General features: G+C 38.2%; 18 protein-coding genes. 9 read left to right on the top strand and 9 right to left on the bottom strand.

The window, feature by feature from the left end:
* Nucleotides 1–40: 40 nt before the first annotated feature.
* Together yaaA and ACFSKV_RS11155 are read right to left on the bottom strand one after the other, a co-directional pair.
* Nucleotides 41–790, bottom strand: a complete 750-nt coding sequence (gene yaaA, locus ACFSKV_RS11150) for a peroxide stress protein YaaA (RefSeq protein WP_380802598.1) — start codon at nt 788–790, stop codon at nt 41–43.
* A 3-nt stretch (nt 791–793) separates the two neighbouring features.
* The gene (locus ACFSKV_RS11155; RefSeq protein ID WP_380802601.1) at nt 794–6,325 is read right to left on the bottom strand and encodes a T9SS type B sorting domain-containing protein; all 5,532 of its coding nucleotides are present in this window, start codon (nt 6,323–6,325) and stop codon (nt 794–796) included.
* An 82-nt stretch (nt 6,326–6,407) separates the two neighbouring features.
* Between ACFSKV_RS11155 and ACFSKV_RS11160 the strand changes: the two genes are divergently transcribed.
* The 6 genes from ACFSKV_RS11160 to ACFSKV_RS11185 all read left to right on the top strand — a co-directional run bounded on the left by ACFSKV_RS11160 (nt 6,408) and on the right by ACFSKV_RS11185 (nt 12,987).
* Nucleotides 6,408–7,454: a PorP/SprF family type IX secretion system membrane protein gene (locus ACFSKV_RS11160; RefSeq protein ID WP_380802604.1), complete on the top strand. Its 1,047-nt coding sequence runs from the start codon at nt 6,408–6,410 to the stop codon at nt 7,452–7,454.
* 10 nt (nt 7,455–7,464) lie between these two features.
* A complete protein-coding gene (locus ACFSKV_RS11165) occupies nt 7,465–8,706 on the top strand; it encodes a M48 family metallopeptidase (RefSeq protein ID WP_380802606.1) in 1,242 nt (413 codons plus the stop codon).
* Nucleotides 8,707–8,843: 137 nt separating this feature from the next.
* Nucleotides 8,844–9,707, top strand: coding sequence for a phytanoyl-CoA dioxygenase family protein (locus tag ACFSKV_RS11170; protein WP_380802608.1), 864 nt, complete (start codon nt 8,844–8,846; stop codon nt 9,705–9,707).
* Between the two features lie 76 nt (nt 9,708–9,783).
* The gene (locus ACFSKV_RS11175; RefSeq protein WP_380802611.1) at nt 9,784–11,784 is read left to right on the top strand and encodes an alpha-ketoacid dehydrogenase subunit alpha/beta; all 2,001 of its coding nucleotides are present in this window, start codon (nt 9,784–9,786) and stop codon (nt 11,782–11,784) included.
* 101 nt (nt 11,785–11,885) lie between these two features.
* Entirely contained in the window at nt 11,886–12,614 is a 729-nt protein-coding gene (locus ACFSKV_RS11180) for a lysophospholipid acyltransferase family protein (protein ID WP_380802613.1), read from the top strand.
* Nucleotides 12,615–12,765: 151 nt separating this feature from the next.
* Nucleotides 12,766–12,987, top strand: coding sequence for a hypothetical protein (locus ACFSKV_RS11185; RefSeq protein ID WP_380802615.1), 222 nt, complete (start codon nt 12,766–12,768; stop codon nt 12,985–12,987).
* Between the two features lie 87 nt (nt 12,988–13,074).
* Here ACFSKV_RS11185 and ACFSKV_RS11190 read toward each other — a convergent pair whose 3' ends face one another.
* Nucleotides 13,075–14,436: a transglutaminase-like domain-containing protein gene (locus ACFSKV_RS11190; RefSeq protein WP_380802618.1), complete on the bottom strand. Its 1,362-nt coding sequence runs from the start codon at nt 14,434–14,436 to the stop codon at nt 13,075–13,077.
* A 265-nt stretch (nt 14,437–14,701) separates the two neighbouring features.
* Between ACFSKV_RS11190 and ACFSKV_RS11195 the strand changes: the two genes are divergently transcribed.
* On the top strand, nt 14,702–15,130 hold the full coding sequence (locus ACFSKV_RS11195; RefSeq protein ID WP_380802620.1) for a rhodanese-like domain-containing protein: 429 nt from the start codon (nt 14,702–14,704) through the stop codon (nt 15,128–15,130).
* Between the two features lie 123 nt (nt 15,131–15,253).
* Here ACFSKV_RS11195 and ACFSKV_RS11200 read toward each other — a convergent pair whose 3' ends face one another.
* The 6 genes from ACFSKV_RS11200 to ACFSKV_RS11225 all read right to left on the bottom strand — a co-directional run bounded on the left by ACFSKV_RS11200 (nt 15,254) and on the right by ACFSKV_RS11225 (nt 21,179).
* Complete coding sequence (locus ACFSKV_RS11200) at nt 15,254–16,948, bottom strand: GMC oxidoreductase (protein WP_380802622.1); 1,695 nt, start codon at nt 16,946–16,948, stop codon at nt 15,254–15,256.
* Between the two features lie 11 nt (nt 16,949–16,959).
* Complete coding sequence (locus ACFSKV_RS11205) at nt 16,960–17,517, bottom strand: gluconate 2-dehydrogenase subunit 3 family protein (RefSeq protein WP_380802624.1); 558 nt, start codon at nt 17,515–17,517, stop codon at nt 16,960–16,962.
* A 176-nt stretch (nt 17,518–17,693) separates the two neighbouring features.
* Nucleotides 17,694–18,431: a 3-keto-disaccharide hydrolase gene (locus ACFSKV_RS11210; protein WP_380802626.1), complete on the bottom strand. Its 738-nt coding sequence runs from the start codon at nt 18,429–18,431 to the stop codon at nt 17,694–17,696.
* Nucleotide 18,432: 1 nt separating this feature from the next.
* A complete protein-coding gene (locus tag ACFSKV_RS11215) occupies nt 18,433–18,861 on the bottom strand; it encodes a c-type cytochrome (RefSeq protein ID WP_380802630.1) in 429 nt (142 codons plus the stop codon).
* Nucleotides 18,862–18,887: 26 nt separating this feature from the next.
* A complete protein-coding gene (locus tag ACFSKV_RS11220) occupies nt 18,888–19,940 on the bottom strand; it encodes a sugar phosphate isomerase/epimerase family protein (RefSeq protein WP_380802634.1) in 1,053 nt (350 codons plus the stop codon).
* Between the two features lie 69 nt (nt 19,941–20,009).
* Nucleotides 20,010–21,179, bottom strand: coding sequence for a Gfo/Idh/MocA family protein (locus tag ACFSKV_RS11225; RefSeq protein WP_380802637.1), 1,170 nt, complete (start codon nt 21,177–21,179; stop codon nt 20,010–20,012).
* Between the two features lie 272 nt (nt 21,180–21,451).
* On the opposite strand from ACFSKV_RS11225, the gene ACFSKV_RS11230 reads away from it, so the two are divergent.
* Nucleotides 21,452–22,696, top strand: coding sequence for a nucleoside permease (locus ACFSKV_RS11230; RefSeq protein WP_380802639.1), 1,245 nt, complete (start codon nt 21,452–21,454; stop codon nt 22,694–22,696).
* 233 nt (nt 22,697–22,929) lie between these two features.
* Nucleotides 22,930–24,609: a GMC oxidoreductase gene (locus ACFSKV_RS11235; protein WP_380802641.1), complete on the top strand. Its 1,680-nt coding sequence runs from the start codon at nt 22,930–22,932 to the stop codon at nt 24,607–24,609.
* Nucleotides 24,610–24,623 lie beyond the last annotated feature (14 nt).

The following is a 24,623-nucleotide window of genomic DNA, read 5'->3' on the forward strand; positions in this document are numbered from 1 at the left end:
AATTTTTTATTGTATTTAAAACAAAAAACATCTGCAAAAACTACCTTACAAATAACCATTCTCCATTTCCCATATCCTCCTTAAACTCATACTTTCCTGAATTAAATACCTTTAATTCTTCAGGATCATCAATTCTGTTTTTGATAATAAAATCTGTCATCATTCCTCTGGCTTGCTTAGCAAATAGGCCAATCACTTGGTATTTCCCATTTTTAAACTCTTTAAAAACAGGTGTGATCACTTTGGATTTTAATTTATCTACCTCAACAGATTTGAAATATTCCTGAGATGCAAGGTTGATTACAGGGTCACCTTTAGCGGCTTCATTGATTGCCTTTGCTATTCTCGAACCCCAAAACTCATATAAATTTTTGCCTCTTTTGTTTTCCAATCTGATACCCATTTCCAATCTGTAAGGCTGAATAAGATCTAACGGTTTCAATAGACCATAAAGCCCGGATAATATCCTCAAATGTTTTTGTGCAAATTCAAATTCTTCCAAACTATAGTTATCAACATCCATTTTGGTGTAAACATCTCCCTTAAAGGCCAATAATGCTTGTTTGGAATTTCCAAGTTCAAATGTTTTTTTGAAATTCTTGTAGCGCTCCCTATTTAATTGAGCGAGATTTTCACTGATATCCATCAAGTGCATCAAATCAGATGTACTCTTCTTCTTCATAATGGAAACCAATTCCATAGTATTAGCTTTAAACTCGGGTTGACTGGCTAAATTAAAATCTGTGGTGCTTAAGTCTAATGTTTTTGCTGGAGAAATAACTGTAATCATTTTTTACTCTAAAACTAAAATTGGTTTTGTGATTGATTTTCTAACGCTCTGTGCTGAACTTCCGTATTTTACTACAACTGGATAAGTGCCTACAGGAACGAATTTTCCTCCGACAGTACCATCCCAAGAACAGAGAGGAGTATCAGCATTATTCCCCATGCTTTCACAATAAAATATTAATTGTCCCCATCTATTGTAAATATATACTTCAAGTTCATCCACGAAGTCACTTGTGTATACAACAAAGTTTTTGGAAGGATCGTTTAAAATCATTGCATTAGGGAAGATAACTTTTAATTCGCAATCCACCTGAACATCAAATCTGGCTTCATAAAAACACCCCAAATCATCTCCCACAATCAAGGTGTATTCACCTCCTTCTACAGGAGAAAACGTAGGTGTATTCGCAACTTCCTCCCCATTTATCTGCCATGAATAATTATCATATTCTCCCGGATCAATAACCGGTGTTTCACCTTCCTCTGCGCAAATAACATAAAGTGCTTCAATAACCGGAGGGCCTATTGTTGATTGAATGATCTCAGCTTGGGCCGAACCTACTTCGCAATCCGAACTATTAGTTAAGACAACCTCATACAACCCGTTTTGTTGAATTACCACCCTATCCATACCAAAAAAACTATCAATGGGTGTCCTAACGCCATTTTGAATAGAATACCATTCAATTACAGTAATATCAGACAAGTCCGCTATCACTGTTATAATTGTAAATGGATCATCTGCACAGAATGGCAAAACCTCCAGAGAAACCTCAATTTCTTCAGATAAATTATCAACCACAAATTGTAAAGGATCGATTTCGCATAACGTCCCATTCCTTGGTTGTACTTCCACAAAGTAGGTTCCAATTGCTGTTGGGAAAAATTGAGGGTTTCGGCTAATAATCTGCCCTGATTGGTCAAGCCAGAATATAAAAACATCTTCCGGGGCTACATTCGGTCCGAGAATCACTTCATAAAATACCCCAAGATCACAATCTACCCTTGGTCCTTCTAGTGAAAAAGCAGGAGGATCTGTGAAAACCACATTTAAGGTCCTTTCTCTTGGACAGTCTATCCCATCAGGGTCTTCCGCTCTTACAGTGTAAACTCCTTGATTAAGGATAGTAAAACTTCCATCAGTTTCAGGCAAAATAATATCTCCATTGGCATCAATAACTGTAAAAATTAATTCTTCGGAAGATTGAGGGGTAAAAGTGTATTGGCCACATGCGACTACATCGGTTGCCATATCAAAATCCACCTGTAGAACTTCCAAAACCTCTATAAGCCCATCAAAAGGAATCGCACAATCATTGTTATCTGTGATTATTATGGAATAAAATCCTGCCGGAACACTAACTGAAATTGTTTCCTCACCAACGATTGTACCGGTAAATTCACTGCCATCACCTTCCCTGATAATCTGGTAGGATCCATTAACCGGCCCATCTAAAAAGCGAATTATGATCTGCCCGAATTCAATACCTAAGGATGCGCAAATTTCAGGAATGCTATCAACTTGATATCCTTCAATACCTTGAGGTGGGTTAAGATTCTGTATAACTGCCGTTTGAACAAACTGACATCCAAAATCTGTAGTCATACGGATAGTGTAAATACCTGGTTCCAAATCTGCAAAAACAGGAAGAACTTCTCCAGCAACTAAAGGACCGAATGACAGACCAAGCTCTGAAATTTCCAAAGTCTCAATATCTGTAAGTGCCGTAATTTCAAAACTCCCATTTGGCACGGTACAATCATCTGCATCTGTCAATATGACAATTTCTACTTGAGGTAATGGATAAACAATCAATGAAGCTCTTTTTTCAATGAAACAGTCTTCAACAAGAGGATCTTCAGCCAAAAAGAAAATCTCATATTCACCCGGGGAAGGCAAAGTAAATGGAGCCAACTCCAATTCAAAAAACTCACCTAAAGATACCCTATCAGGTGATCCAACCTGTTGATAGAACCATTCGCCTAGAATTGGAGTGGTAGGGGCAAAAACCACCAAAGATTCATCATAACAAACCTCCTCAGCACTTTGGGTGAGGTCAAAATCAAATGCTGGACCAACAAATACAGACTTGGTGGCAGGACAGACATCAAATTCCTCAGGACTTACACCATCCGGTAATCTAAATCTAACAGTAACAGTATAAATACTTTCCTCTGTAACTTCTATAGTATTGCTGTTTTCATCACCAATCAATTGACCGGCAGCATTCCTCCATTCAAAATCATATAACCCATCTGCTGGATCGTATCCATCAATGGCTGTCAATTCCACAGGTGAGCCGGCACAAAGTGTAAATTCATCCGGCAAAGTAAGTTCAGGGGCAGCTACTATTTCAATCGGAAGGCTTTCTTCATAATAATTTGGATCCCCGCATCTATCAACTCTTAATGTAACCGTATAAATTCCTGGTCTTGGGAATGATTGTTCCAAAGATTGGAATTCTTCGCCAGGTCCACCAAATTCAGAAATTATTTCTTCCCCATCCTCATGAACAATAGTCCAAAAATAACTATCTATATCAGGCTCCCCCCCTCCTTCCAATAATCCCAATGCACCAAGTTCAGGATCCAAACAAAGCCTTTCGGGTACGGCAAGGGCTGGTTCAGGTATACTACTCCCTGATTGTTGGACAAAGGCCGGCAATCCCAAATTCATAGTACCCCCTTCCAAATTCACCCCCTGCTCGTCATAAAAGCTGTCATCACAGTTTGCTCCTGGTTGAATCCTGGTTATGGTACCCTGACCTGGCCGTGACACATATATCTGCCCATCAGGTCCTATTTGTAAAGATCCAAACGGACCTGCTGTGGTGAGGTTATTTCTGATTGAGGAACTTAAAATACAGTTTTCCCTTGCCGCTCTGGTTGAAGCATTTTCAAAACAAGATCCACAAGATAAATCAGGATCAGGTCCATCTTCCTCTCTTTGTTCTAGTGGTGTTTTGATCAAAAATTCTTCAATCCTACCACTTCCATTGGAATAGCTGACAAATATTCGGGAAGCATCCTGAGAAAACTCAAGCCCATAAATTTCATCTCCACAACCCAAGTCCAATAAAGCATATTCTGTCATACGCCCAGTTTGTTGATTGAAATCAAATATTTCCAACCTTGAACAATTCCCTTCTTGGATGGTAATGGCAAGCTGACTTCCGTCAGGACTGAACTTCATACTTCCCACACCAGTGTTGAAGTTATGGTTAGAGCCTACAGATGAAAAAACAGGTTGCCCAATTCCAAACTGAGATACAGGATATGCCCTAAAAGTATTATTCCCCAACTCATGGAACATTACCCAAGTTGTATCCCCCGAGGCCAAAGCAGCACTATGTTCTGTACTTGGACTGAATAGAAAGTTATCCTTTGTAACCACACTTCCTACTCCAGTTGGATTTTCGGTTTTGATATCAACTACTGAATACTTTACCTGGTTGCTTCCATTCGCTGAGGATTGGGTGGTAAACACATAAAATACCGTTTGGTTTTGGGGAATCGGCACAGCAATTACACTTTCAGAGGCAGTATTATCCCCTCCAATATCATCCCCATTTTCCATCAGATCACCATTGAGGTCCCATACCGATTGGCCGTCAGTGAAAAACAATACCTGGCCTGTTTCATCAGAAATGGTTGTAGTTCCTGCAGGGATATCCCTATTATGACCAACCGGTCTTGGAAGTGGCCCATCAGGATTGTCCGGATCAGGATTGAAATCCAACCCGGCCCCATCACCAAAATACCATATATTATTGCTTTGGTCAGGTAAATCCCAAATCCTTACCCTCACTTCTGCATAAGCATAACACTCAGACCCTGGTTCCCTTACCAATACCCAATATAAGCCAGGCTGTTCCACACAATTGTCCGTTCTAGTACTCCAACCTTCATCCCGATAATTTGACCAAAAATATTCATAATTCACTCCCTGTCCTCCACCAACGCCAGGTGTTTCACCACCTTGTCCTCCTCCTTGCTGTACTTCGAGAAGAGAACCAATATCCACGCAGGCCCCCTCACATACTGTGGTATCCTGAGCACTGAAGTTGGCTTGTAGGTCATTTTCAACTAGATCAATTGTTTTCCTAACCGTTTGTGTGGTCCCGTCAGCAAAAGTAACAGTAAGAGTTACATCCACACTTTGATTTGCTGTCGCTTCTTCCGGAATCAATAAATGTTCTTGTGTAAAATCAATATCCACGGGATTTCCTTCTTCATCAGTCAAAGGCGGATTAAAAGCCCATTCAAAGCTGACCGGACTATAATTCTCAGGGGTAATGATACTTGTTAATTGGACTGGATTATTACTACATGGCGTGTCAGGCTCCCAAATAAAATCTAAAGTTGGACTAAAATCCTGATTTGGGGCAAACTGAGGAAATATAGTACCACAAAAATCTGTTCCATTAAAAGGATCTTCTTCCAAATCCAAATCTGCTAATAGGGTCTCATTTGGATTATTTATCCTACCTATCAATTGCGGCCCCCCATCAACCTCTTCATAGATGTAATAAAGCCTTCCGTCAGGTCCCACCTTAATGTCATAAACATTGAATACATCATTTTCAAAAGGGATTAACTCGGGATCAGCGTTTAAATCATTAACAGGAACTCTGAGTAATTCATCTCCCCGCGAAAAATACAAATATTGGCCATCTGGTGAAAAAGCTGCTCCATCAATGGATTCGGTACCTCCTGATAGATCTACCGATACAGTATTTCCAAAGGTTCCATTAGAGGTATCATAATCAATAATTACAATATCCTCTCCGTCATTTTCAGGCAAAATTATTATCTGACCTCTTTCCTCATCAAACAACATCGCTTTAGGTGTAATTCCAATCGGACTGGAGTCAGTTATGGTAAAATCACCTTGGGTATTCTCAACTCTTCGTGAGATTAAGTTGCCTCCTTCAAAACTGACCAGATAAGAAGGGGAACTTGAAGTTTTTATAACAGTAATGGCTCCGGTTGCTCCATTTGTTATTAAAATATCCTTATCTGTAACTTCACCCAAAGGAGGTTGGTTTCCGACGGCCTGGCCCGGGGCATTCATATCCACCACAGAGTACTGGAGTTGTCCGGTAGGGCTAAGGTAAAAAATGTAGTATAGTTTTTCTCCTTCCGGGTCAAATTCTAAAGTACCTATGGACACCTGTTGCCTTCCGGAATAATTCCCGTTAATTCCTGGAGCCATACCTTCCAAGGGATCATTATTTCCGTTGTAAACCAATTCCCCATTGGTGTAAAAAATTATATTTCCTGTAATCGGATCTATTGCAATTGCATTGTTATTTTCGCCAACAATTACCGAGCCGGGCAAGGTCCTAACAATAGGGTCCTGGCCTTTTCCAAAGGATAAATAACTATTTTCCTCAGTAGCTCCACAATAACCAAAAATCCATTCGTTATTATTAAATCCTTGGGAATAGCCACTTTTAATTGGCCAAATACCGAATATTAGGGCAATTACAGTAAAAATTAATTTTATATTTATGTTATTAATTCGGCTTTTCATATTTTACACCTTGTAATAAAACAAAGGACACAATCCAGCGTTTGATTTGATGAATTGAGTTTTCCAATTAACGAATAAAAACTTGCAAAGGTCTAATCTATATCGTCTTTTTTTCTTGTTCGTTGGTATTTTTATTTTTACCAAATCATTTGGGCAAGATCCGCAATATAGTCAATATTATGCGGCCCCCTTATATCTCAATCCCGCATTTGCCGGATCTGAGTTAGTTCCCAGGGTTGGTTTCAATTATAGGAATCAATGGCCAGGTTTAGAGGCACAGTTCACAACTTTCTCTGCGTATATTGATACTTACTTACCAGATTATAACAGTGGAATTGGCCTATTAGTTATGAATGATACGGAAGGTGCTGCTAATTTACGGTCTTTGACTATTGCAGCACTTTATTCCTACGAACTAAGGTTAGGAGACAAATCCTATTTCAGACCTGGTTTCAGAGCAAGTTATATCAGAAGAGACATTGGCTTTTATGAAAATCTGATTTTTGCCAATCAAATTGATCCCACCAATCCTTTTGGTCCTGTTGCCCCTGGGAGTGATATTCCTGGACTTGGAGAACCAGTTAATATGCTTTCATTATCTGCTGGGGGACTTTTTTTCACTGACAAATTTTGGTTTGGAGTTGCGGCAGATCATCTAAATCAACCCAATCAATCATTTTTGGAGGGAGTGAGTCCTCTGCCTTATAAATTATCCATACACACCGGTTATAGAATTTCTTTGGGGACTGGTGGTTACAGAAATGATTTTACACATCAGTACAAACAACGTTATATTGTCCCCACTTTAAATTATAAAAGACAAGGGCCTTTTGAGCAATTGGACCTTGGTGCTTATTTATATTTAGAACCTTTGATTTTAGGCCTTTGGTACAGAGGATTACCCTATCGACCTGTTGAACAGCAAAGTAACCGAGATGCCTTAGTTTTCATGGCAGGAGTCAACCTAGTTAGTGGTGTGAGTATTGGATATAGTTTTGATTATACTGTCTCAAAACTGGGAATGCAGTCAGGGGGAGCCCACGAGATTAGTCTATCGTTTCTATTGGGGGACAAAAACAGAAATACCGTTAGAGGAAGGGATACTATTTTACCATGCCCTAAATTTTAAAATTAATTGAATGGATGCGGAATGGGTTAAATACCTCTTATTAAGCGTATTGACGATAGGTTTTATTTTTGAAAAATTACTTAGTTATTTAAACATAATCCGAGAAGTTCCTGAAGTACCAGAAACTCTTAAGGAATATGTAAACAAAGAAAAACTGATCAGATCTAAGGATTATCAAAAAACAAATTTTCGGTTTGCATTAGTTACTGGCCTGGTGTCTTTTTGCTTAACCTTTGGATTTATTTACTTCGGTTTTTTTGGCTTGGTAGATTCTTGGTTAAAAACATGGATAGAAGAACCCATCATTCTTTCTTTGGTCTTTTTTGGTATCATTTTTATAGGTTCTGATTTACTATCATTACCTTTTGATTATTTTCAAACTTTTGTGATTGAAGAGAAATTTGGGTTTAACAAGAGTACAGTTAAGACATATTTTGTAGATAAAATCAAAGGATATTTCCTATCTATAGTCATCGGGGGTGGTCTTTTAGCCATTTTACTTTGGTTAATCCACCAAATGGGCAGAGGTTTTTGGTGGCAATTCTGGGTTGTTTCTGCCGTTTTTATGGTATTTGTCAACCTTTTCTACACTGCCTTAATTCTTCCTTTATTTAATAAGTTAACGCCTTTGGAAAATGGTGAACTTAAAGATAGAATAGTTCAATATGCCTATTCAGTGAAATTTCCTTTGGAAAATATTTTTGTCATAGATGGAAGCAAAAGGTCCTCTAAAGCCAATGCATTTTTTTCAGGATTCGGAAAAAGAAAAAAAGTGGTCTTATATGATACTTTGATAGAACAACATACCCCAGATGAATTGGTAGCAGTTTTGGCCCACGAAATAGGTCATTACAAGAAAAAACATATCATTTGGAGTATGATATTATCAATCCTTCAGGTTGGGATTCTACTTTTTATACTATCACAGTTTATTTTCAGTGAAAAAATGAGTTTGGCTTTAGGAGGAACATCCATGGCAATACATTTAAATATTATTGGTTTCACAATGCTATTTTCTCCAATTTCAATGGTTTTAGGAATAGGGATGAACATGATGAGCAGGAAGAATGAATTCGAAGCAGATGCTTTTGCAAAAGAAACTTATTCAGGTCAACCCTTAGCAGAAGCCCTAAAAACCTTATCCGTCAATTCACTAAGTAATATCAATCCCCACCAATGGTACGTTTTTGTCAATTATTCCCATCCTCCTTTATTAGAAAGATTGGAAAAATTGGAGTCTAAAATTTATTAAGAGCCTCCATGTTTAAATGAAAATTTAATTACCTATTTTAATTACTGTTTCCCACTGGTCAAGGTAGATTTTACTATATTCTATTTCAAATTAGGTGGATGCACTGTAAATTGAAAAGCAATAAAACCCAAAAACCTATGCAGGATCTTTCCCAATACCATCATCCCATAACTGACCTTTTTCCTTGGCCAAAAACAGAAAAAGAATGGGAACCATACAGGCTAAAAAATGAACAAGTTGAGTTCTTTAAAGAGCAGGGTTACTTGAGTGGAATAAAACTATTGGAACCGCATCAAATTGAAGTGCTTAAAAAAGAATTGGATGAGGTGGCAGATCCAAAACATCCATTGCATCATTTATTCCATGAGTTTCACAGCAATGAATCTTCTGATCCTAATACTGTTTTATTTCATTCTTTAGGGCATTGGCGAATATCAAAAGCTTTTCATGATGTCATTTGGAACCCGGCTTTTGTAATGGCGGCAAGCCAACTATTGGGAAATAAAAAAGTAAGGTTTTGGCATGACCAGCTTTTTTGCAAACCTGCGCATCATGGAGGTGTAGTTGCCTGGCATCAGGATTATTCCTATTGGACCCGAACAGTAGAAATGCAACATTTAACCTGTTGGTGTGGCCTCGATGATGCCACCACTGAAAATGGATGTATCTATTACGTTCCAAAAAGTCACAAATGGGGTTTATTGGATAAACCAGCCTTGGCGGGTGATATGAATGGTTTGATGGCATATATTACTGAAGAGCAGAAAGCAGAATTTAAACCGATTCCAATTGAACTTAAAGCAGGTTATGCCACTTTTCACCATCCTCTGTTGGTCCACGGAAGTTATGAAAACAGATCAGAACGAAGTAGAAGAGCATTTGTGCTGAATGTTTTTGCCGACGGTACAATTTCAAATACAGATGAGGAATTATTGCATGGGGTTCCGATTATAAATAAAGGAAAAAAGATGGAGGGTCAATTTTTCCCTCTATTGAATTGATTAAGTAAAATTAAATTTAGAATTTTTTCCCTTGTATTTTTCACCTAATTTGGCAGAAAAATGAACCCAAATTTCTATGCTACAGGAAGAAACAACCGCCATTATTTTTGATAGAAAAAATTATAGTGATCGGGTCCTTTTGGACCTTTATGAATCCATTTTAATGCCCCGCAGAATAGAGGAAAAAATGCTGATTCTTCTTCGTCAGGGGAAAATTTCCAAATGGTTCAGTGGTTGGGGACAGGAAGCAATTTCCATAGGGGCGGTTAATGCAATGGCACCAGATGAATATATCCTTCCCATGCATAGAAACCTGGGAATATTTACAGGAAGAAAACTCCCTTTGGAAAGACTTTTTGCTCAATTTCAAGGAAAAAAATCAGGTTTTACAAAGGGACGGGACAGGTCATTTCATTTTGGTTCCAAAGAACATCATCTTGTCGGTATGATTTCGCATTTAGGACCTCAGATGGCTATTGCTGACGGAATAGGGCTTGCACATAAACTTTCTAAAGAACAAAAAGTCACCTTGGTATTTACGGGTGATGGAGCCAGTTCAGAAGGAGATTTTCATGAAGGATTAAATGTGGCAGCTGTCTGGAAACTTCCTGTAATTTTTGTTGTGGAACATAATGGCTATGGGCTTTCTACGCCCAGTGAAGAACAATTTGCTTTTAGGTATTTTACAGAAAAAGGACCTGGCTATGGTATGGAAGCCATTCGGATTAATGGAAATAATGTATTGGAAGTTTATGATACGATTAAAAATATAGCTGAGGATATTAGAAAAAATCCGAGACCCGTTTTGGTTGAAGCAATCACATTTCGAATGAGGGGCCATGAAGAGGCTTCAGGCACCAAATATGTGCCCAAAGAACTCATGGAAAAATGGGCACTTAAAGACCCGGTTCAAAATTATGAAAGATTCCTGGAAGAAATGGGCATCCTCTCAAGTGAGGTAAAAGAGAGTATTAACAAAAAAATTAAAACTGCCATTAATAAAGGACTGGATATTGCCTTTGGCGAGGAAAAAGTCATTCCAAATAGTAATGAAGAGTTAACTGACATTTATTACCCCTACAATCAAGAAATTATTCACCCTGTCTCCAATCAAAAGAGTGAAAAAAGATTTATAGATGCCATATCAGATGGTTTGAAACAATCCATGGAAAAATATCCCAATCTTGTTTTGATGGGACAGGATATTGGAACTTATGGGGGAGTTTTTAAAATCACAGAGGGTTTTAAAGACCGGTTTGGATCTGAACGTGTTAGGAATACCCCTCTTTGTGAAAGTGCCATTGTAGGTACTGCGCTTGGCCTTTCCATTAAGGGCTATAAAGCAATGGTAGAAATGCAGTTTGCAGACTTTGTTACCTGCGGATTCAACCAAATCGTGAACAATTTGGCTAAAATCCATTATCGGTGGGGACAGGAAGCCGATGTGGTAATTAGAATGCCAACAGGTGCAGGAGTATCCGCAGGACCATTTCACTCGCAGTCCAATGAAGCATGGTTTTTCCATACGCCAGGATTAAAGATAGTGTATCCTTCAAATCCATTTGATGCGAAAGGCTTATTGAATGCAGCTATTGAAGACCCTAATCCCTATCTTTATTTTGAACATAAGGCAATGTATCGTTCAATTGCTGAAGAAATCCCTGAGGACTATTATACCCTGGAAATAGGAAAAGCCAAATTAGTGGAAGAAGGTGAAAATATAAGCGTCATTACTTATGGCATGGGAGTCCATTGGGCCAAAACCATTATTCAGGAAATGGCCATTTCTGCAGATATTTTGGACTTAAGGACTTTATTGCCTTGGGATAAAGAAGCAGTGAAAAAGACAGTTAAAAAAACGGGGAAAGTAATTTTTCTCCAGGAAGATTGCCTGACAGGAGGAATAGGGGCAGAAATAGTTGCCTGGATTGCAGAGAACTGCTTTGAATTCTTGGATGCTCCTATAATGAGAGAAGGCAGTTTAGATACACCAGTCCCATTCGCTGCCAGTCTTGAAAAAAACTTCTTACCTGTGGAAAGATTCAAAATTAAATTGAAGCAATTGCTGGAGTTTTGATAAAAAACGAAACCCCTGAAATAGACTTTCAGGGGTTGTTTGCAAGCAAAGAGTTAGTAAATTGTTATTAATTACCCAAAATTAACCAAAGTCGTTGGTATATGAAAATTATCCTATGGATTTATACCCTGTATTCTGGGCTACTTTTTATTGCCCTTATGCTGGTTTTTGGAATATTCATAGTCATTCCTCTTTTGGTCAGTCAAAAAGGTGGTAAGATTTCTTTTATTTTCATCCGTCTTTGGGCGTCAATTTGGTCTTTTCTTTCAGGTATCAGGTATGAAATAAATGGAAGGGAATTTGTAGATATCAACCAACCCTATATTTATATTTTTAACCACAGGTCTTTTATTGATGCCCCTGTTATTCCCATGGCAATCCAACAAGAGGTACGGGCTATAGGAAAAAAAGAACTTTCCAAGATCCTTGTATTCGGATTTATTACTTCACGGGTTGCGGTATGGGTAGATAGGAAAGATACTGAATCCAGAAAAGCATCGGTTGAAAGACTTTTGACAATACTAAAAAAAGGAATTTCTATTGTTGTTGCTCCTGAGGGAACAAGAAATAATACTACCCAAACCCTCTTGCCTTTTCAAAAAGGTGCATTTAGGATTGCCGTGGAAACAGGGATACCTATACTGCCAATGGCAGTTATAGGCGCAGATAAGATAATGAAAAGGGGCTCAATTTTGCTTAAACCCGGAATAATAAGGGTATATTTTTCCTCTCCTATTGATCCGAAACCTTACCAATATGAAGATGGATTCCTGGATCTTTGCGACAAATGTTATAACAGATTGGAGGCAATGGTATTGACACATGAATAGTTCAATCAATTATCTGACAACAATTTTTTCACAAAAAAAATTTTGGATTAAATTGGTTGTGATAGTATTAAATCATTCATGCTATTTTTTATTTTGATTTTTTATGAATTAAATTGCTCTAAATTAAAAATCACCTAAACCTCTCATAATTATGTTAATTTTAAAAAAATTTAAATCTTTCTCAGTCCTTCTGATTTTATTCGGATTCCTTTTTGCCACGACTGTAAGTTCTTGTGGGAATAAGAAAACAGAAGAACAAACCGAACAATCTGAACATCCAAGTGACGAAGCTGAACATCCTTCTGACAATGCTGAACATCCTTCCGACAGCACCGAACATCCTAGCGGGGGAGGCGAACACCCATCTAATTAATGACTAAAAAATTGATTTAAATCAAAAGCAAAAAGGGGATTCACATCCCCTTTTTGCTTTTTTATAAATTTCCCAATTCCAAAAAAACTAATTACGGATAAAGGTAAATTCTGTTAATGGATATGCTGTTTCTCCGCCTATCTCCATTAGGGGATATGCGAGAAAATTTATTGGACCTGATTTAGGTAATGGGCTTACAATGAGATCACGGCCCTGACTAAATTCAATCCTATTGGCAGGATGCCTTCCAAAATAATAGGTGGCCAATGCAGTATATTTATTTCCTTCGCTAATATCTACCGGCCACCATTTCCCCTCTGCGTAGAATTCCGCCCAACAGTGATACCCGTCTATTCCTCCTTCATTTCTTTCCGAAGGGATGGATGCACCAATTGAAAAACGGGCAGGAATTCCTATAGACCTCGCCAAGGAAATGAAAAAAGAATGAAATTCGGTACAATTCCCTGTTTTGGAATCACATGCGTATACAGAATCTCCCCTCCCATACTTTCCAAATTTCATGTATCGCATATTATCAATGATATAATCATATAAAGCCCTTGCCTGTACCAATTTACTGTCATTTTCCTTACCTTTTATAGCCTGAAGGGCAATCTCTTCAAATTGCCCCCCAATTGGCATCAATAGATTTGGTTTTAAATATTCTTCTGATATTGGACCAGAATCCTCGTAAGGACCTTTTTCCAATCTTTCAACTTCATAAACTATTTCCAAATTATCCCCACTATGTTCAGGGCCTAATTCTAAAAACAATACCTTATTATTAAAATCCCTATCTTCAATTTCTTTCTGCTTCCCGGGCGCGTTCAAGGTTATAATTTTTATCTTTTGGTAATTGTCAGACTTTGGTATAGGAATCCATACTTTTGCTTCTTTTTCAATTTTCGGGAAAGTGGCCTTATAATGGAATTTAAAACTGTCTTTACCCTCCACTACACCCAAAAGATCATTTGAAGCAGTTTCAACAGGAACACGCCTCCAGGTTTTATCTACCAATTGCTTCCAAGTGTAATAAGGTTTTCCGTTAAGCTTATGAAGGGAGGTTTCTGTTACTTTCATATTTCCAGGCTCACCTTCAAGAAAAAAATCCACATCATATACATCCCCTTTTTCATCTGCCAAATCCACGCAGGCAAAATGTTTTGAAGGGCCTAAATTTGAGAGATATTCTGTATGGACCCTTACTAATTTAAGTTTTAGCTCCTTTTTTTCCTCTCGGACTAAAAAGTACCCATCATTTAACTGAGTTTCTGAGTCTATATAGGTTTTTATACCCTCTTCAATCTCTGCTATTGAAACTTTCTTTGTTGAGGTTAAAAGATCTTGTTCCCCTTCATTTTTCTCTTTATCTGAGGTGGAATTGCAGGCCTGGACCAAACTGGCTAATAATAATAAAATTATGGGGATATTCTGTTTCAATCTGAACATGTGTTTGATTTTCAATCAAATTTCTTTTAGGAAATATATTAGGATCATTATAGAACAATCTTAATTAATAAAAATCAAATTTTCACAAAATGCCAGATTAAATCTAATTTCGACCAAAATAATTCAGAAGGTTTAATTTGCATTATTTTTTGCCTTACTCTTTTAAGAGAGGAGAAATTTAAAAAACTTTCTAGGTGATTTTATACACATATCAATTCAAATACTTATTATTAATTTACCAAGAAATAAACATTTAATTTAAACTATGAGCTTTAAACACGCATTTATCTTTTTTTGGGTCCCTTTCTTATTTTTTGGCTGCAGCCAAAACAAAATTGAAAACCATAAGACAAAAGATCCATCAAATTCAGAATCATTTATTAAAAATGTGGATGCAGCAACTTTTAAAAACCTTGTTGATTCAGGTCAGGGAATTGTGCTGGATGTAAGAACGATTGGGGAAGTGGCCCAAGGACATATTCCGAATGCTCATGTTGCTGATATTTATCAAAGGGACTTTATGGAAAAAATCCAACAACTCCCAAGAGACAAGGAAGTATATGTGTATTGTACAGTTGGTGCGAGAAGTTCTCAGGCAGCAAAGATTCTTTTGGATAATGGATTCAAAAAAGTCTATAACTTGAAGGGTGGCATCATTGATTGGACACGAAATGGCTATCCAATTGAAAAATAAGAATTTAATCCAAAATAAAAATAAAACCCACACATTGAGGTGGGCTTTATTGCATGGTTCAAATTCGAGGTAAATAAACCTTTGATTTCCAATTTCTTTATACTCCTATTATCGATTAATTATTTACAAGTTTCTCCTGTTCAATTCATCGACAGCATAGTTTGCCGCCCTTGCGGTCAATGTCATAAACATCAAGGTAGGGTTTTGGGTACTGGTACTGGTCATGCAGGCACCATCAGTAACAAAAACATTTTTACAGGCATGAAGCTGGTTCCATTCATTCAATAAAGAAGTTTTGGGATCTCTACCCATCCTAACCCCACCCATTTCATGGATATCTGATCCTGGAGGGGCCTTGGTATCTTCAACCTTTATATTGGTAAAACCTGCCTTTTCAAACATTTCAGTCTGCTGTTGCAAGAAATCTGCAGTCATTTTATCATCATTTTCGGTCCATTCAACTGAAAGTATAATTTGAGGAGTACCATATTTGTCTTTCTGTTCTGTACTCAAACGAATATGGTTACTTTCAATTGGGATAGTTTCACCTTGCATCCAAGCTGACATATGCCAGTTGCCATACTTTTGATTCAAAAGATTATCCCTCAATTGATGCCCAATGACATTGGTATCCGAACCCAAACCTCTATTCCCTGCCATTCCAATGGAATAGCCTCTAAGAAAATCAGTTTCCTGCCTAAAGACATTTCGAAACCTTGGCACATAGGCATGCCCAGCGTGCTTTCCTTCCGTGATTTTATCTAAAAATCCCTCAAAGGTAGCGCTGCCTTTACCCCTGTAGTTATGGCAGGCCAAAAATTTACCCATTAATCCATTGTCATTTCCAATGCCATTTGGGAACCTAGATGATTTAGAATTTAACAAAATAGCATTACTGGCAATGGTCGAAGCATTCACAAAAATGATTTTGGAATAAAACTCCATGGATTCTTTAGTATTTCGATCAATGATCCTGACACCTGTAGCACGTCCCTTTTCCTCATCATAAATGATGGATTCAACTACTGCATCTGGTCTCACAGTAAGGTTTCCTGTCTTTTCAGCCCAAGGTAAGGTCGAGGAATTAGCGCTAAAGTACCCACCGTAAACACAGCCCCTGTTGCACATGTTCTGATTTTGACATTTATACCTTCCTTGCTTTAAATGGATTTCCTGAGGGTCTGTCAAATGGGCACACCTTCCCTGAATTAGATATCGATTATTGTAGTTCTTGCTTAACTGTTCCTTGTAATAATTTTCAATACAACTTAATTCAAAACCTGGCATTACAATGGAATCAGGAAGTTCTGCCAATCCATCCCTGCTTCCTGCAATACCGGCAAAAGATTCTACATGATTGAACCATGGTTCCAAATCCTTATACCTTATCGGCCAATCTACAGCAAATCCGTCTCTTGCAGGCCCTTCAAAATCATAATCAGACCACCTTTGGGTTGCCCGTGCCCACAATAAAGACTTTCCTCCTACATGATAGCCTCTGAACCATCTGAAAGGTTTTTCCTCAATAATGGGTTGTTCGTCTTCTGCCATTGCCCAATGTAAGGTTTCTTCCCTGACCCATCTAGAAGCCGCCAAGCCTGATCTTTTTTCTAAGGGTACAACTCCCCTGAATTCAAATTCCCAAGGAGCTTTGGAGGCTGATGGATAGTCTTCCACATGTCGGACCATTTTACCTCTATCCAGAACTAATGTCTTCAATCCATGATCACATAGTTCCTTTGCTGCCCAGCCCCCACTGGCCCCTGAACCGATAACAATGGCATCATAGGTGCGCTTTTCTTTTGAATCTTGTAACATAATCTTATTATTTAGACCTGAGAAGGCATGTCAACACACCCCTTGAAATACCCGGGAGCGACCTGGTACCCCCTATAGTCTTCCATCACTTCCCGGACAGTAGTAAACCCCGTGATAGTTTGTGATTTCATGAGTTTGAAGAATTCATTTTCATTTTCTTTCTCAGAATTTTCCAAAGAAAGAATCAGTTTTTCTCTGTCTTCCTGAGGTAGAAGGATAAATGATTTACCCAACTCTTCTTTTGCCTTTTTATCCAGGTTTACCAATTGTTGTTTTATTAAATCCTGGGTTTCTTTTTCATAACAATGTTCAAAAAGACGGAAAAGAAACTTATCAGTTCCAGTACTCAAACCACCAATAGGTTTAGCATCCAGACTGGGAACTTTAGGAGGCAATCCCTCAGGAATAAATGTATCCACTATAGATGAAATGAGATTTTCTTCTTTAAAAGTAAAAAAACCTTTATGGGTCAATTGGTCCACAAGTTGCCATTTCCAGTCAGCAAGCACTAAACCTGCAATTCCTAATGCAGAACCACCAATGATTTTAAGTGATTTTCTTCTGTCCATCTTATTATTATAAGGGTGAAACCGATCACTTAAATTAAAAGATTACTTGTAAAAAATATCCTTCAAAATTGGTATTTCTTCCAATGGAAAATTATGGTGCTGAATGGAACAATTGAATACATCCATAAATAAAAAATCCGGGCCAAAGCCCGGATTTTATTTTGATTATTTGATCTTTACAATTTCTTGATGCGGATATTTCTAAACCAGACTTCATCTCCATGATCCTGAAGGGCTATTTTACCTTTCTTAAATTTCCCAAAACCTGGCATGTCTTTGAATTTGGAATTGGCAACCATTTCATCCCATTCTGGCGTCCACATGGTAGTAGAAACCACCATTACTCCATTCAGGTGAAGTTCAAGATTTCCATCCTTAGAAATTATTTCAGCAAGATTCCATTCCCCTAAAGGTTTTACTGTTTCCTCACTTGATTCAATCAGGTCATACAGGTCTCCTGCCTGGTGGGTACGGATTTTAGCATCTGGATGCCCATCATTATCCAAAACCTGCATTTCAGGCCCTGTCATCCATGGATAGGAATATTCAGGAGCTTCATGGACAAAAAAGATAATGCCTGAATTACCGTTTTTTGCAATTTTCCATTCAACCTGAAAATGAAAATTATCAAATTCATCAATTGTAGCGATGTCCCCGGCATCCCCTGGTTTCCAATTGTCTTTATTAGTGGCATCTAAATAAATAGCTCCGTCCTGAATTTTCCAAGCGGCTCCTACATCTCCACCTCCATATTTAGACCAACCATTGAATGTTTGACCATCAAATAGGTCTATCCAATCACTTTCGATTGCCTCAATAATTTTTATTTCTTCTTCAACCTGATCTTCTTTTCCACCGCCACAAGAAAAGACAAAAATGGAACCTATTAACAAGGCAAAAATTGAATGCTTCATCTTATTTCTTTAATAACAGGACATATTTTACAACTGCTTCAACATCCTCTTTTGCAAGGTGAGGATGAGCAGGCATAGGAACTTCGCCCCAATTTCCCACATTTCCATTGATAACATGAGTGGTTAACAATTCAACATTTTCAGGAGTGTTTTCATATTTGGCAGCTACATCAGCATAGGAAGGGCCAACAATTTTTCTTTCTACCATATGGCAGGCAGTACAGCCAATTTCTTTTGCTTTGGCAGACCCTGTAATAAATATGGGGTCGTCTTTGTATTTATCTTCCAAACTGACTTTTGCCTGTGTAGCGGCAGGGGCAGGGGGTGTTGTTGTTCCCGAATCGGTTGATTGAGTTCCTCCACCCCCACATGAATATGCAAATGAAGATAGGGTAATAATACCAATTGATAAAGATTTTATAATTTTCATAATTTAAAATATAGGTTGATAGTCGTTTAAATTCCTAAGATTTTCTTGTTGAAAGCTTCATCAGCTCCTGCAGCTGCAAAATCATCAAAAGCCTTTTCTGTTACTCTGATGATATGATCTGCAATAAATGGCGCTCCTTCAATCGCCCCTTGTTCTGGATGCTTTATGGCACATTCCCATTCCAAAACCGCCCAACCTGAATAATTATATTGGGAAAGTTTGCTAAATATACCACCAAAATCCACTTGTCCATCCCCTAAAGAACGGAATCTTCCTGCTCTATCCACCCAGCCTTGAAAACCTCCATATACCCCTTGCTTTCCTGTTGGATTGAATTCCGCATCTTTAACATGGAACATTTTAATCCTTTCATGATAAAAATCTATAAATTGAAGATAATCCAAACATTGAAGAACAAAGTGACTCGGATCATAAAGGATATTGGCCCTTTTGTGATTATTTACTTTTTCCAGGAACATTTCAAACGTAATCCCATCATGAAGGTCTTCTCCTGGATGTAATTCATAACAAACATCGACACCATATTCCTCAAAAGTATCCAAAATTGGAAGCCATCTTTTTGCCAGCTCTGTAAATCCCGTATTGACCAATCCAGCTGGCCTTTGAGGCCATGGATAAACTGTATGCCACATCAAAGCCCCAGAAAAGGTAGCATGTGCTTTTAAACCCAAATTATGAGAAGCTTTAGCTGCATACTTTAATTGTTGGGTTGCCCACTCCGATTTCCCTTTAAGATTACCTGCAAGGTTAGCTGGAGCAAAAGCATCGAACAATTCATTATATGCTGGATGAACTGCTACCAATTGACCTTGAAGATGGGTGGAAAGTTCGGTTATTTCCAATCCAGCATCATTCACCACACCTTTTATTTCATCCGCATAGGTTTTACTTTCCGCTGCTTTTTGGAGGTCAATCATCCTCCCGTCCCAAGAGGGTATCTGGACTCCCTTATATCCTGCACTTGCCATCCATTCACAAATATTTTTCAAGTTGTTGAAAGGGGCTACATCATCGGCGAATTGTGCAAGAAATATTGCTGGTCCTTTTATGGTTTTCATAGGTTTTATTTTTAATTGAAACTAATTTAAATTTAAAGATAATAACGTAAAGACTGAAATCGGTAAAAACTAATACTCAACAGTAAATGGTGTCCATTTCTGCTCTGAAGCAGAACTTTTTAACACATTCTCAATAAAAGCCATACCCCTGATACCATCTTCTGCACCTGGGAAATCCCACCATTCTGGTTTAGGTTCCTCTCCTTTCCTTAAGGCGTAAATACACCTGGCGAAATTTCTATAAATATTCGCAAATGCTTCTATATAGCCCTCTGGATGCCCTGCTGGGGTCCTAGTGTTTTCATTGGCTAAGGAACCAAGGTATCCTGTTCCGGCTCTATATATTTCAGCAGGTTTACCTGGCCATTTAGCAAGAAGTGTATTATTGTCCTCCTGTTGCCATTCAAGCCCGCCTTTTTCACCATAAACCCTGATTTTAAGGTTATTTTCACAGCCTGCATCAATTTGGGAAGCAGTTAGAATGCCAGAGGCATTATTTTCAAATCTCATCAAAACAGCTCCATCATCATCAATAGGACGTCCTTCCACCTTGATATCAAGATCAGCACAGATCTTGGCCACTTTGATTCCCGTCACGTATTCTGCCAAATTAAAAGCATGCGTACCAATATCCCCGAAGCACCCGGCTTTACCATTTCGGGCAGGATCTGTTCTCCATTCCGCTTGTTTATTATTTTCGTGTTCCAATAATTTGTAAAGCCACCCTTGAGGATATTCCACATAAACTTTTCTGATTTCTCCAATCAACCCGTTGGATATCATTTGTTTCATTTGCTTAATCATAGGGTACCCGGTATAGGTGTGGGTCAAACAAAAAAGCTTATCACTCTTTTTAATGATCTTGTACAACTCTTTAGCCTCATCATAGGTCAAAGTCATAGGCTTATCCAAAACCACATGAAAACCATTTTCAAGTGCCTTTTTGGTGGGATCAAAATGTACATTGTTAGGGGTTACTATACTGATAATGTCAATTCGTTCTGATTCTGGTAAGGCCAATTCCTTTTCAATCATTTCATCATATGAAGAATAAACTCTTGATGGATCTAGCATAAGATCCTCGCCGGCCTGACGGGATTTTTGTGGATTGCTACTAAAAGATCCGGCAGTTAACTCAATCAATCCGTCCATTAAAGCAGCATTACGATGGATTGCTCCAATAAATGCACCTGGACCACCGCCGACCATTCCCATTTTCAGTTTCTTCTGAGCTGTCATTTTTATTCAGGTTTAAAGTTTAATTGTCTTTTACTTTTGCAGATAAAATTTCCTGTAATTTAGTTTTTCATTTTTTCCCACTTAAATTTGAAATAAAATAAGTGACAAATTGCAGTAAGATGTTATGAGTGGTAAAGATTTCGACAAGGTATCTACTTCATAAGATTTACAAATGGCTGGAATTAAATTTAAATCAAAAAACCTGAATATTAAATAGAAAATTTATAGTTTACGTTTTAAAAATATTACGTTCCACCAAATATTTGCCTGAAATGACCTTTGCATTAAGATCAAGATTATCTTTTATGATGTTTCTCGAATTTTTTGTTTGGGGATCATGGTATGTGACAATGGGAACTTTCTTAGGTGCAAACCTAGGAGCCACAGGAACACAGATAGGAGCTGCTTTTTCCACCCAGTCTTTTGGCGCTATTATCGCCCCCTTTATCATTGGCCTTATCGCAGACAGGTATTTTAATGCAGAAAAAATTTTAGGAATTCTACATCTGATCGGAGCAGTACTTTTGTACTTATGTTATAGTTCCTCTTCATTTGCATCGTTTTATCCTTTTATATTCATGTACATGGTTCTGTACATGCCCACATTGGCTTTGGTCAATTCAGTTTCTTTTAGACAGATGAAAGATACTGCTAAAGAATTTGCGCCGATAAGAGTTTGGGGTACTATAGGCTGGATTGCCTCAGGTTTGGCGATCAGTTATCTATTCTATTGGGACTCTGTTGACAGCATGGCCAATGGCTTATTAAAAAACACTTTCTTAATGGCTTCCATTTCTTCATTGATATTGGGCATTTTTAGTTTTACCCTACCAAAAACACCTCCCAGAGCAGATAAAAATGACAAAGTTAAGATTTCGGACCTATTGGGATTTGATGCGATAAAGCTGCTTAAAGACCGAAATTATGCGATCTTTTTTTTGGCTTCTGTACTGATCTGCATACCTCTTGCCTTTTACTATCAAAATGCCAATCCTTTTTTAGCTGAAATCGGTGTGTCTGATCCTACAGGCAAAATGACAATAGGACAAATTTCAGAAGCTTTTTTTCTTCTTTTACTTCCCTTCTTTTTTAAAAGATATGGCTTTAAGGCAACCCTTCTTGTAGGTATGGTGGCCTGGGTAATCCGGTATGCATTATTTGCAATTGGGGATGCAGGAGGGGGTCTTTGGCTCTTAATTATAGGAATAGCCCTTCATGGGATCTGTTATGATTTCTTTTTCGTATCAGGTCAGATTTATACTGACTCTAAAGCAGGCCCAAAGTTCCAGTCTTCCGCTCAGGGATTAATCACTTTGGCTACCTATGGTTTAGGTATGCTCATAGGATTTGGTATTGCAGGTTATGTCACTGATTTATATTTAAATTCTGATGGTACACATGATTGGCAATCAATCTGGATGATTCCGTCAGGTATTGCTATATTAGTGGTCCTTTTCTTTCTGATCCTTTTCAGAGATGAATCAAAAAAAATTAAAAGCATAGCCGAAACAATGTAGAATTGATATTACATGCTTGAAATTTTCAAAATACCTTTTAACAAGGATATCTTGGAAATTATTACATGGTGTAGTTAGAGTTGAAAATCCTTTTCAATAAAAGTTAACCCTGTAATATTGAAAAAATAATTGTAAGGCCTGGATTGAATTGAACCTTTAACAGTAGCTAAATAAGAAAAAAATCGGGGAATAAACCCTTTGAACGATAAGAAGTATTTTGAAAAAGTAAAATTATGGCAGAACAAACGTTTGACGCAATTGTTGTCGGATCAGGTATAAGTGGTGGTTGGGCAGCGAAAGAATTAACCGAAAAAGGCCTTAAAGTGCTCATGCTTGAGAGAGGTCCAATGGTAAAACACCGGACAGATTACAAATCGGCAACAAAAGCTCCTTGGGAAGTACCTCATCGCGGAAGAAGAACCATACAGATGTTAGAAAACCATCCTAATCTAAGGAGAGATTATGTTTTGAATGAATTGAACCTTGATTGGTGGGCCCATGAATCCGATTCTCCTTATATAGAAAAAAAACCATTTACCTGGTTTAGGGGATATCAGGTAGGGGGTAGATCCCTACTTTGGGGAAGACAAAGTTATAGGCTTGGAGATATTGATTTTGAAGCAAACCTAAAAGAGGGAATTGCCATTGACTGGCCGATACGGTACAAGGATTTGGCACCATGGTATAGTTATGTGGAAAAATTTGCCGGAATCTCGGGAAACAAGGATGGCCTTCCTCAACTTCCTGATGGAGAATTTCAGCCACCGATGCCTCTTAATTGTGTAGAGAAAGATGTAGCTGAAAGGGTTAAAAAAGCCTTTAATGGCACGAGATTGATCACTATTGGCCGAGTTGCAAACCTGACCCAGCCATTGGAAGGCAGAACCCAATGCCAGTTTAGAAATAAATGTTCCCTAGGCTGTCCCTTTGGTGGATATTTCAGTACTCAGGCTTCCACTTTACCAGCTGCTGAAAAAACTGGGAACCTAACCCTAAGACCTTGGTCAATTGTAACTAAACTTATTTATGATAAGGATACAAAAAAAGCAACTGGGGTAGAAATAATTGATGGGGAGAATAATCAGACTTATGTTTATAATGCTAAGATTATCTTTCTATGCGCCTCTGCCTTAAATTCAACAGCTATTTTGATGCGTTCTGCAACAGATATATGGCCGGAAGGATTGGGGAGCAGTTCAGGAGAATTGGGACACAATTTAATGGATCACCATTTCAGGTTGGGGGCAAATGGGATTGCAGAAGGATACGAGGACAAATATTACTTTGGAAGAAGACCAAACGGAATATATATTCCGAGATTTAGGAATGTCAATGGTGATAAGAGGGATTATATAAGAGGATTCGGTTACCAGGGTGGGGCCAGCCGTTCAGGATGGAGCAGAAATGTGGCTGAAATAAACTTTGGCGCACCATTGAAGGAAGCATTGAGCGAACCGGGCCCATGGAGTATGGGAATGACCGCTTTCGGAGAAATTCTTCCTTACCATGAAAACCAAATCAAACTGAGCAAGGACGTAGTCGATAAATGGGGAATTCCTGTATTGGAAATGGATGCTGAGATCAAAGAAAATGAGAAAAAAATGAGAGTGGACATGATGAATGATGCTGCAGAAATGTTAGAAGCCGCAGGTCTAAAGAATGTAAACACTTTTGATGCAGGGTATACCTTTGGTCAGGGAATCCACGAAATGGGCACTGCCAGAATGGGAAGAGATCCAAAGACCTCCGTACTTAACGGAAATAATCAGGTATGGGATGCTAAAAATGTATTTGTGACAGATGGAGCTTGTATGACTTCCGCCGCAGCTCAAAACCCATCACTTACCTATATGGCTTTGACAGCTAGGGCTGCTGATTTTGCGGTAAATGAACTCAAAAAAGGGAATCTTTAAACTTTAAAAAAATC

Origin of the sequence: Shivajiella indica (assembly GCF_042683085.1) — a bacterium.
Lineage (GTDB): Bacteria > Bacteroidota > Bacteroidia > Cytophagales > Cyclobacteriaceae > Shivajiella > Shivajiella indica.

What these genes read in the sequence shown, in the direction of transcription:
- yaaA (WP_380802598.1), bottom strand. Translation starts at nt 790, where the DNA reads ATGATTACAGTTATTTCTCCAGCAAAAACATTAGACTTAAGCACCACA.
- ACFSKV_RS11155 (WP_380802601.1), bottom strand. Translation starts at nt 6,325, where the DNA reads ATGAAAAGCCGAATTAATAACATAAATATAAAATTAATTTTTACTGTA.
- ACFSKV_RS11165 (WP_380802606.1), top strand. Translation starts at nt 7,465, where the DNA reads ATGGATGCGGAATGGGTTAAATACCTCTTATTAAGCGTATTGACGATA.
- ACFSKV_RS11170 (WP_380802608.1), top strand. Translation starts at nt 8,844, where the DNA reads ATGCAGGATCTTTCCCAATACCATCATCCCATAACTGACCTTTTTCCT.
- ACFSKV_RS11175 (WP_380802611.1), top strand. Translation starts at nt 9,784, where the DNA reads ATGCTACAGGAAGAAACAACCGCCATTATTTTTGATAGAAAAAATTAT.
- ACFSKV_RS11180 (WP_380802613.1), top strand. Translation starts at nt 11,886, where the DNA reads ATGAAAATTATCCTATGGATTTATACCCTGTATTCTGGGCTACTTTTT.
- ACFSKV_RS11185 (WP_380802615.1), top strand. Translation starts at nt 12,766, where the DNA reads ATGTTAATTTTAAAAAAATTTAAATCTTTCTCAGTCCTTCTGATTTTA.
- ACFSKV_RS11190 (WP_380802618.1), bottom strand. Translation starts at nt 14,436, where the DNA reads ATGTTCAGATTGAAACAGAATATCCCCATAATTTTATTATTATTAGCC.
- ACFSKV_RS11195 (WP_380802620.1), top strand. Translation starts at nt 14,702, where the DNA reads ATGAGCTTTAAACACGCATTTATCTTTTTTTGGGTCCCTTTCTTATTT.
- ACFSKV_RS11200 (WP_380802622.1), bottom strand. Translation starts at nt 16,948, where the DNA reads ATGTTACAAGATTCAAAAGAAAAGCGCACCTATGATGCCATTGTTATC.
- ACFSKV_RS11205 (WP_380802624.1), bottom strand. Translation starts at nt 17,517, where the DNA reads ATGGACAGAAGAAAATCACTTAAAATCATTGGTGGTTCTGCATTAGGA.
- ACFSKV_RS11210 (WP_380802626.1), bottom strand. Translation starts at nt 18,431, where the DNA reads ATGAAGCATTCAATTTTTGCCTTGTTAATAGGTTCCATTTTTGTCTTT.
- ACFSKV_RS11215 (WP_380802630.1), bottom strand. Translation starts at nt 18,861, where the DNA reads ATGAAAATTATAAAATCTTTATCAATTGGTATTATTACCCTATCTTCA.
- ACFSKV_RS11220 (WP_380802634.1), bottom strand. Translation starts at nt 19,940, where the DNA reads ATGAAAACCATAAAAGGACCAGCAATATTTCTTGCACAATTCGCCGAT.
- ACFSKV_RS11225 (WP_380802637.1), bottom strand. Translation starts at nt 21,179, where the DNA reads ATGACAGCTCAGAAGAAACTGAAAATGGGAATGGTCGGCGGTGGTCCA.
- ACFSKV_RS11230 (WP_380802639.1), top strand. Translation starts at nt 21,452, where the DNA reads ATGACCTTTGCATTAAGATCAAGATTATCTTTTATGATGTTTCTCGAA.
- ACFSKV_RS11235 (WP_380802641.1), top strand. Translation starts at nt 22,930, where the DNA reads ATGGCAGAACAAACGTTTGACGCAATTGTTGTCGGATCAGGTATAAGT.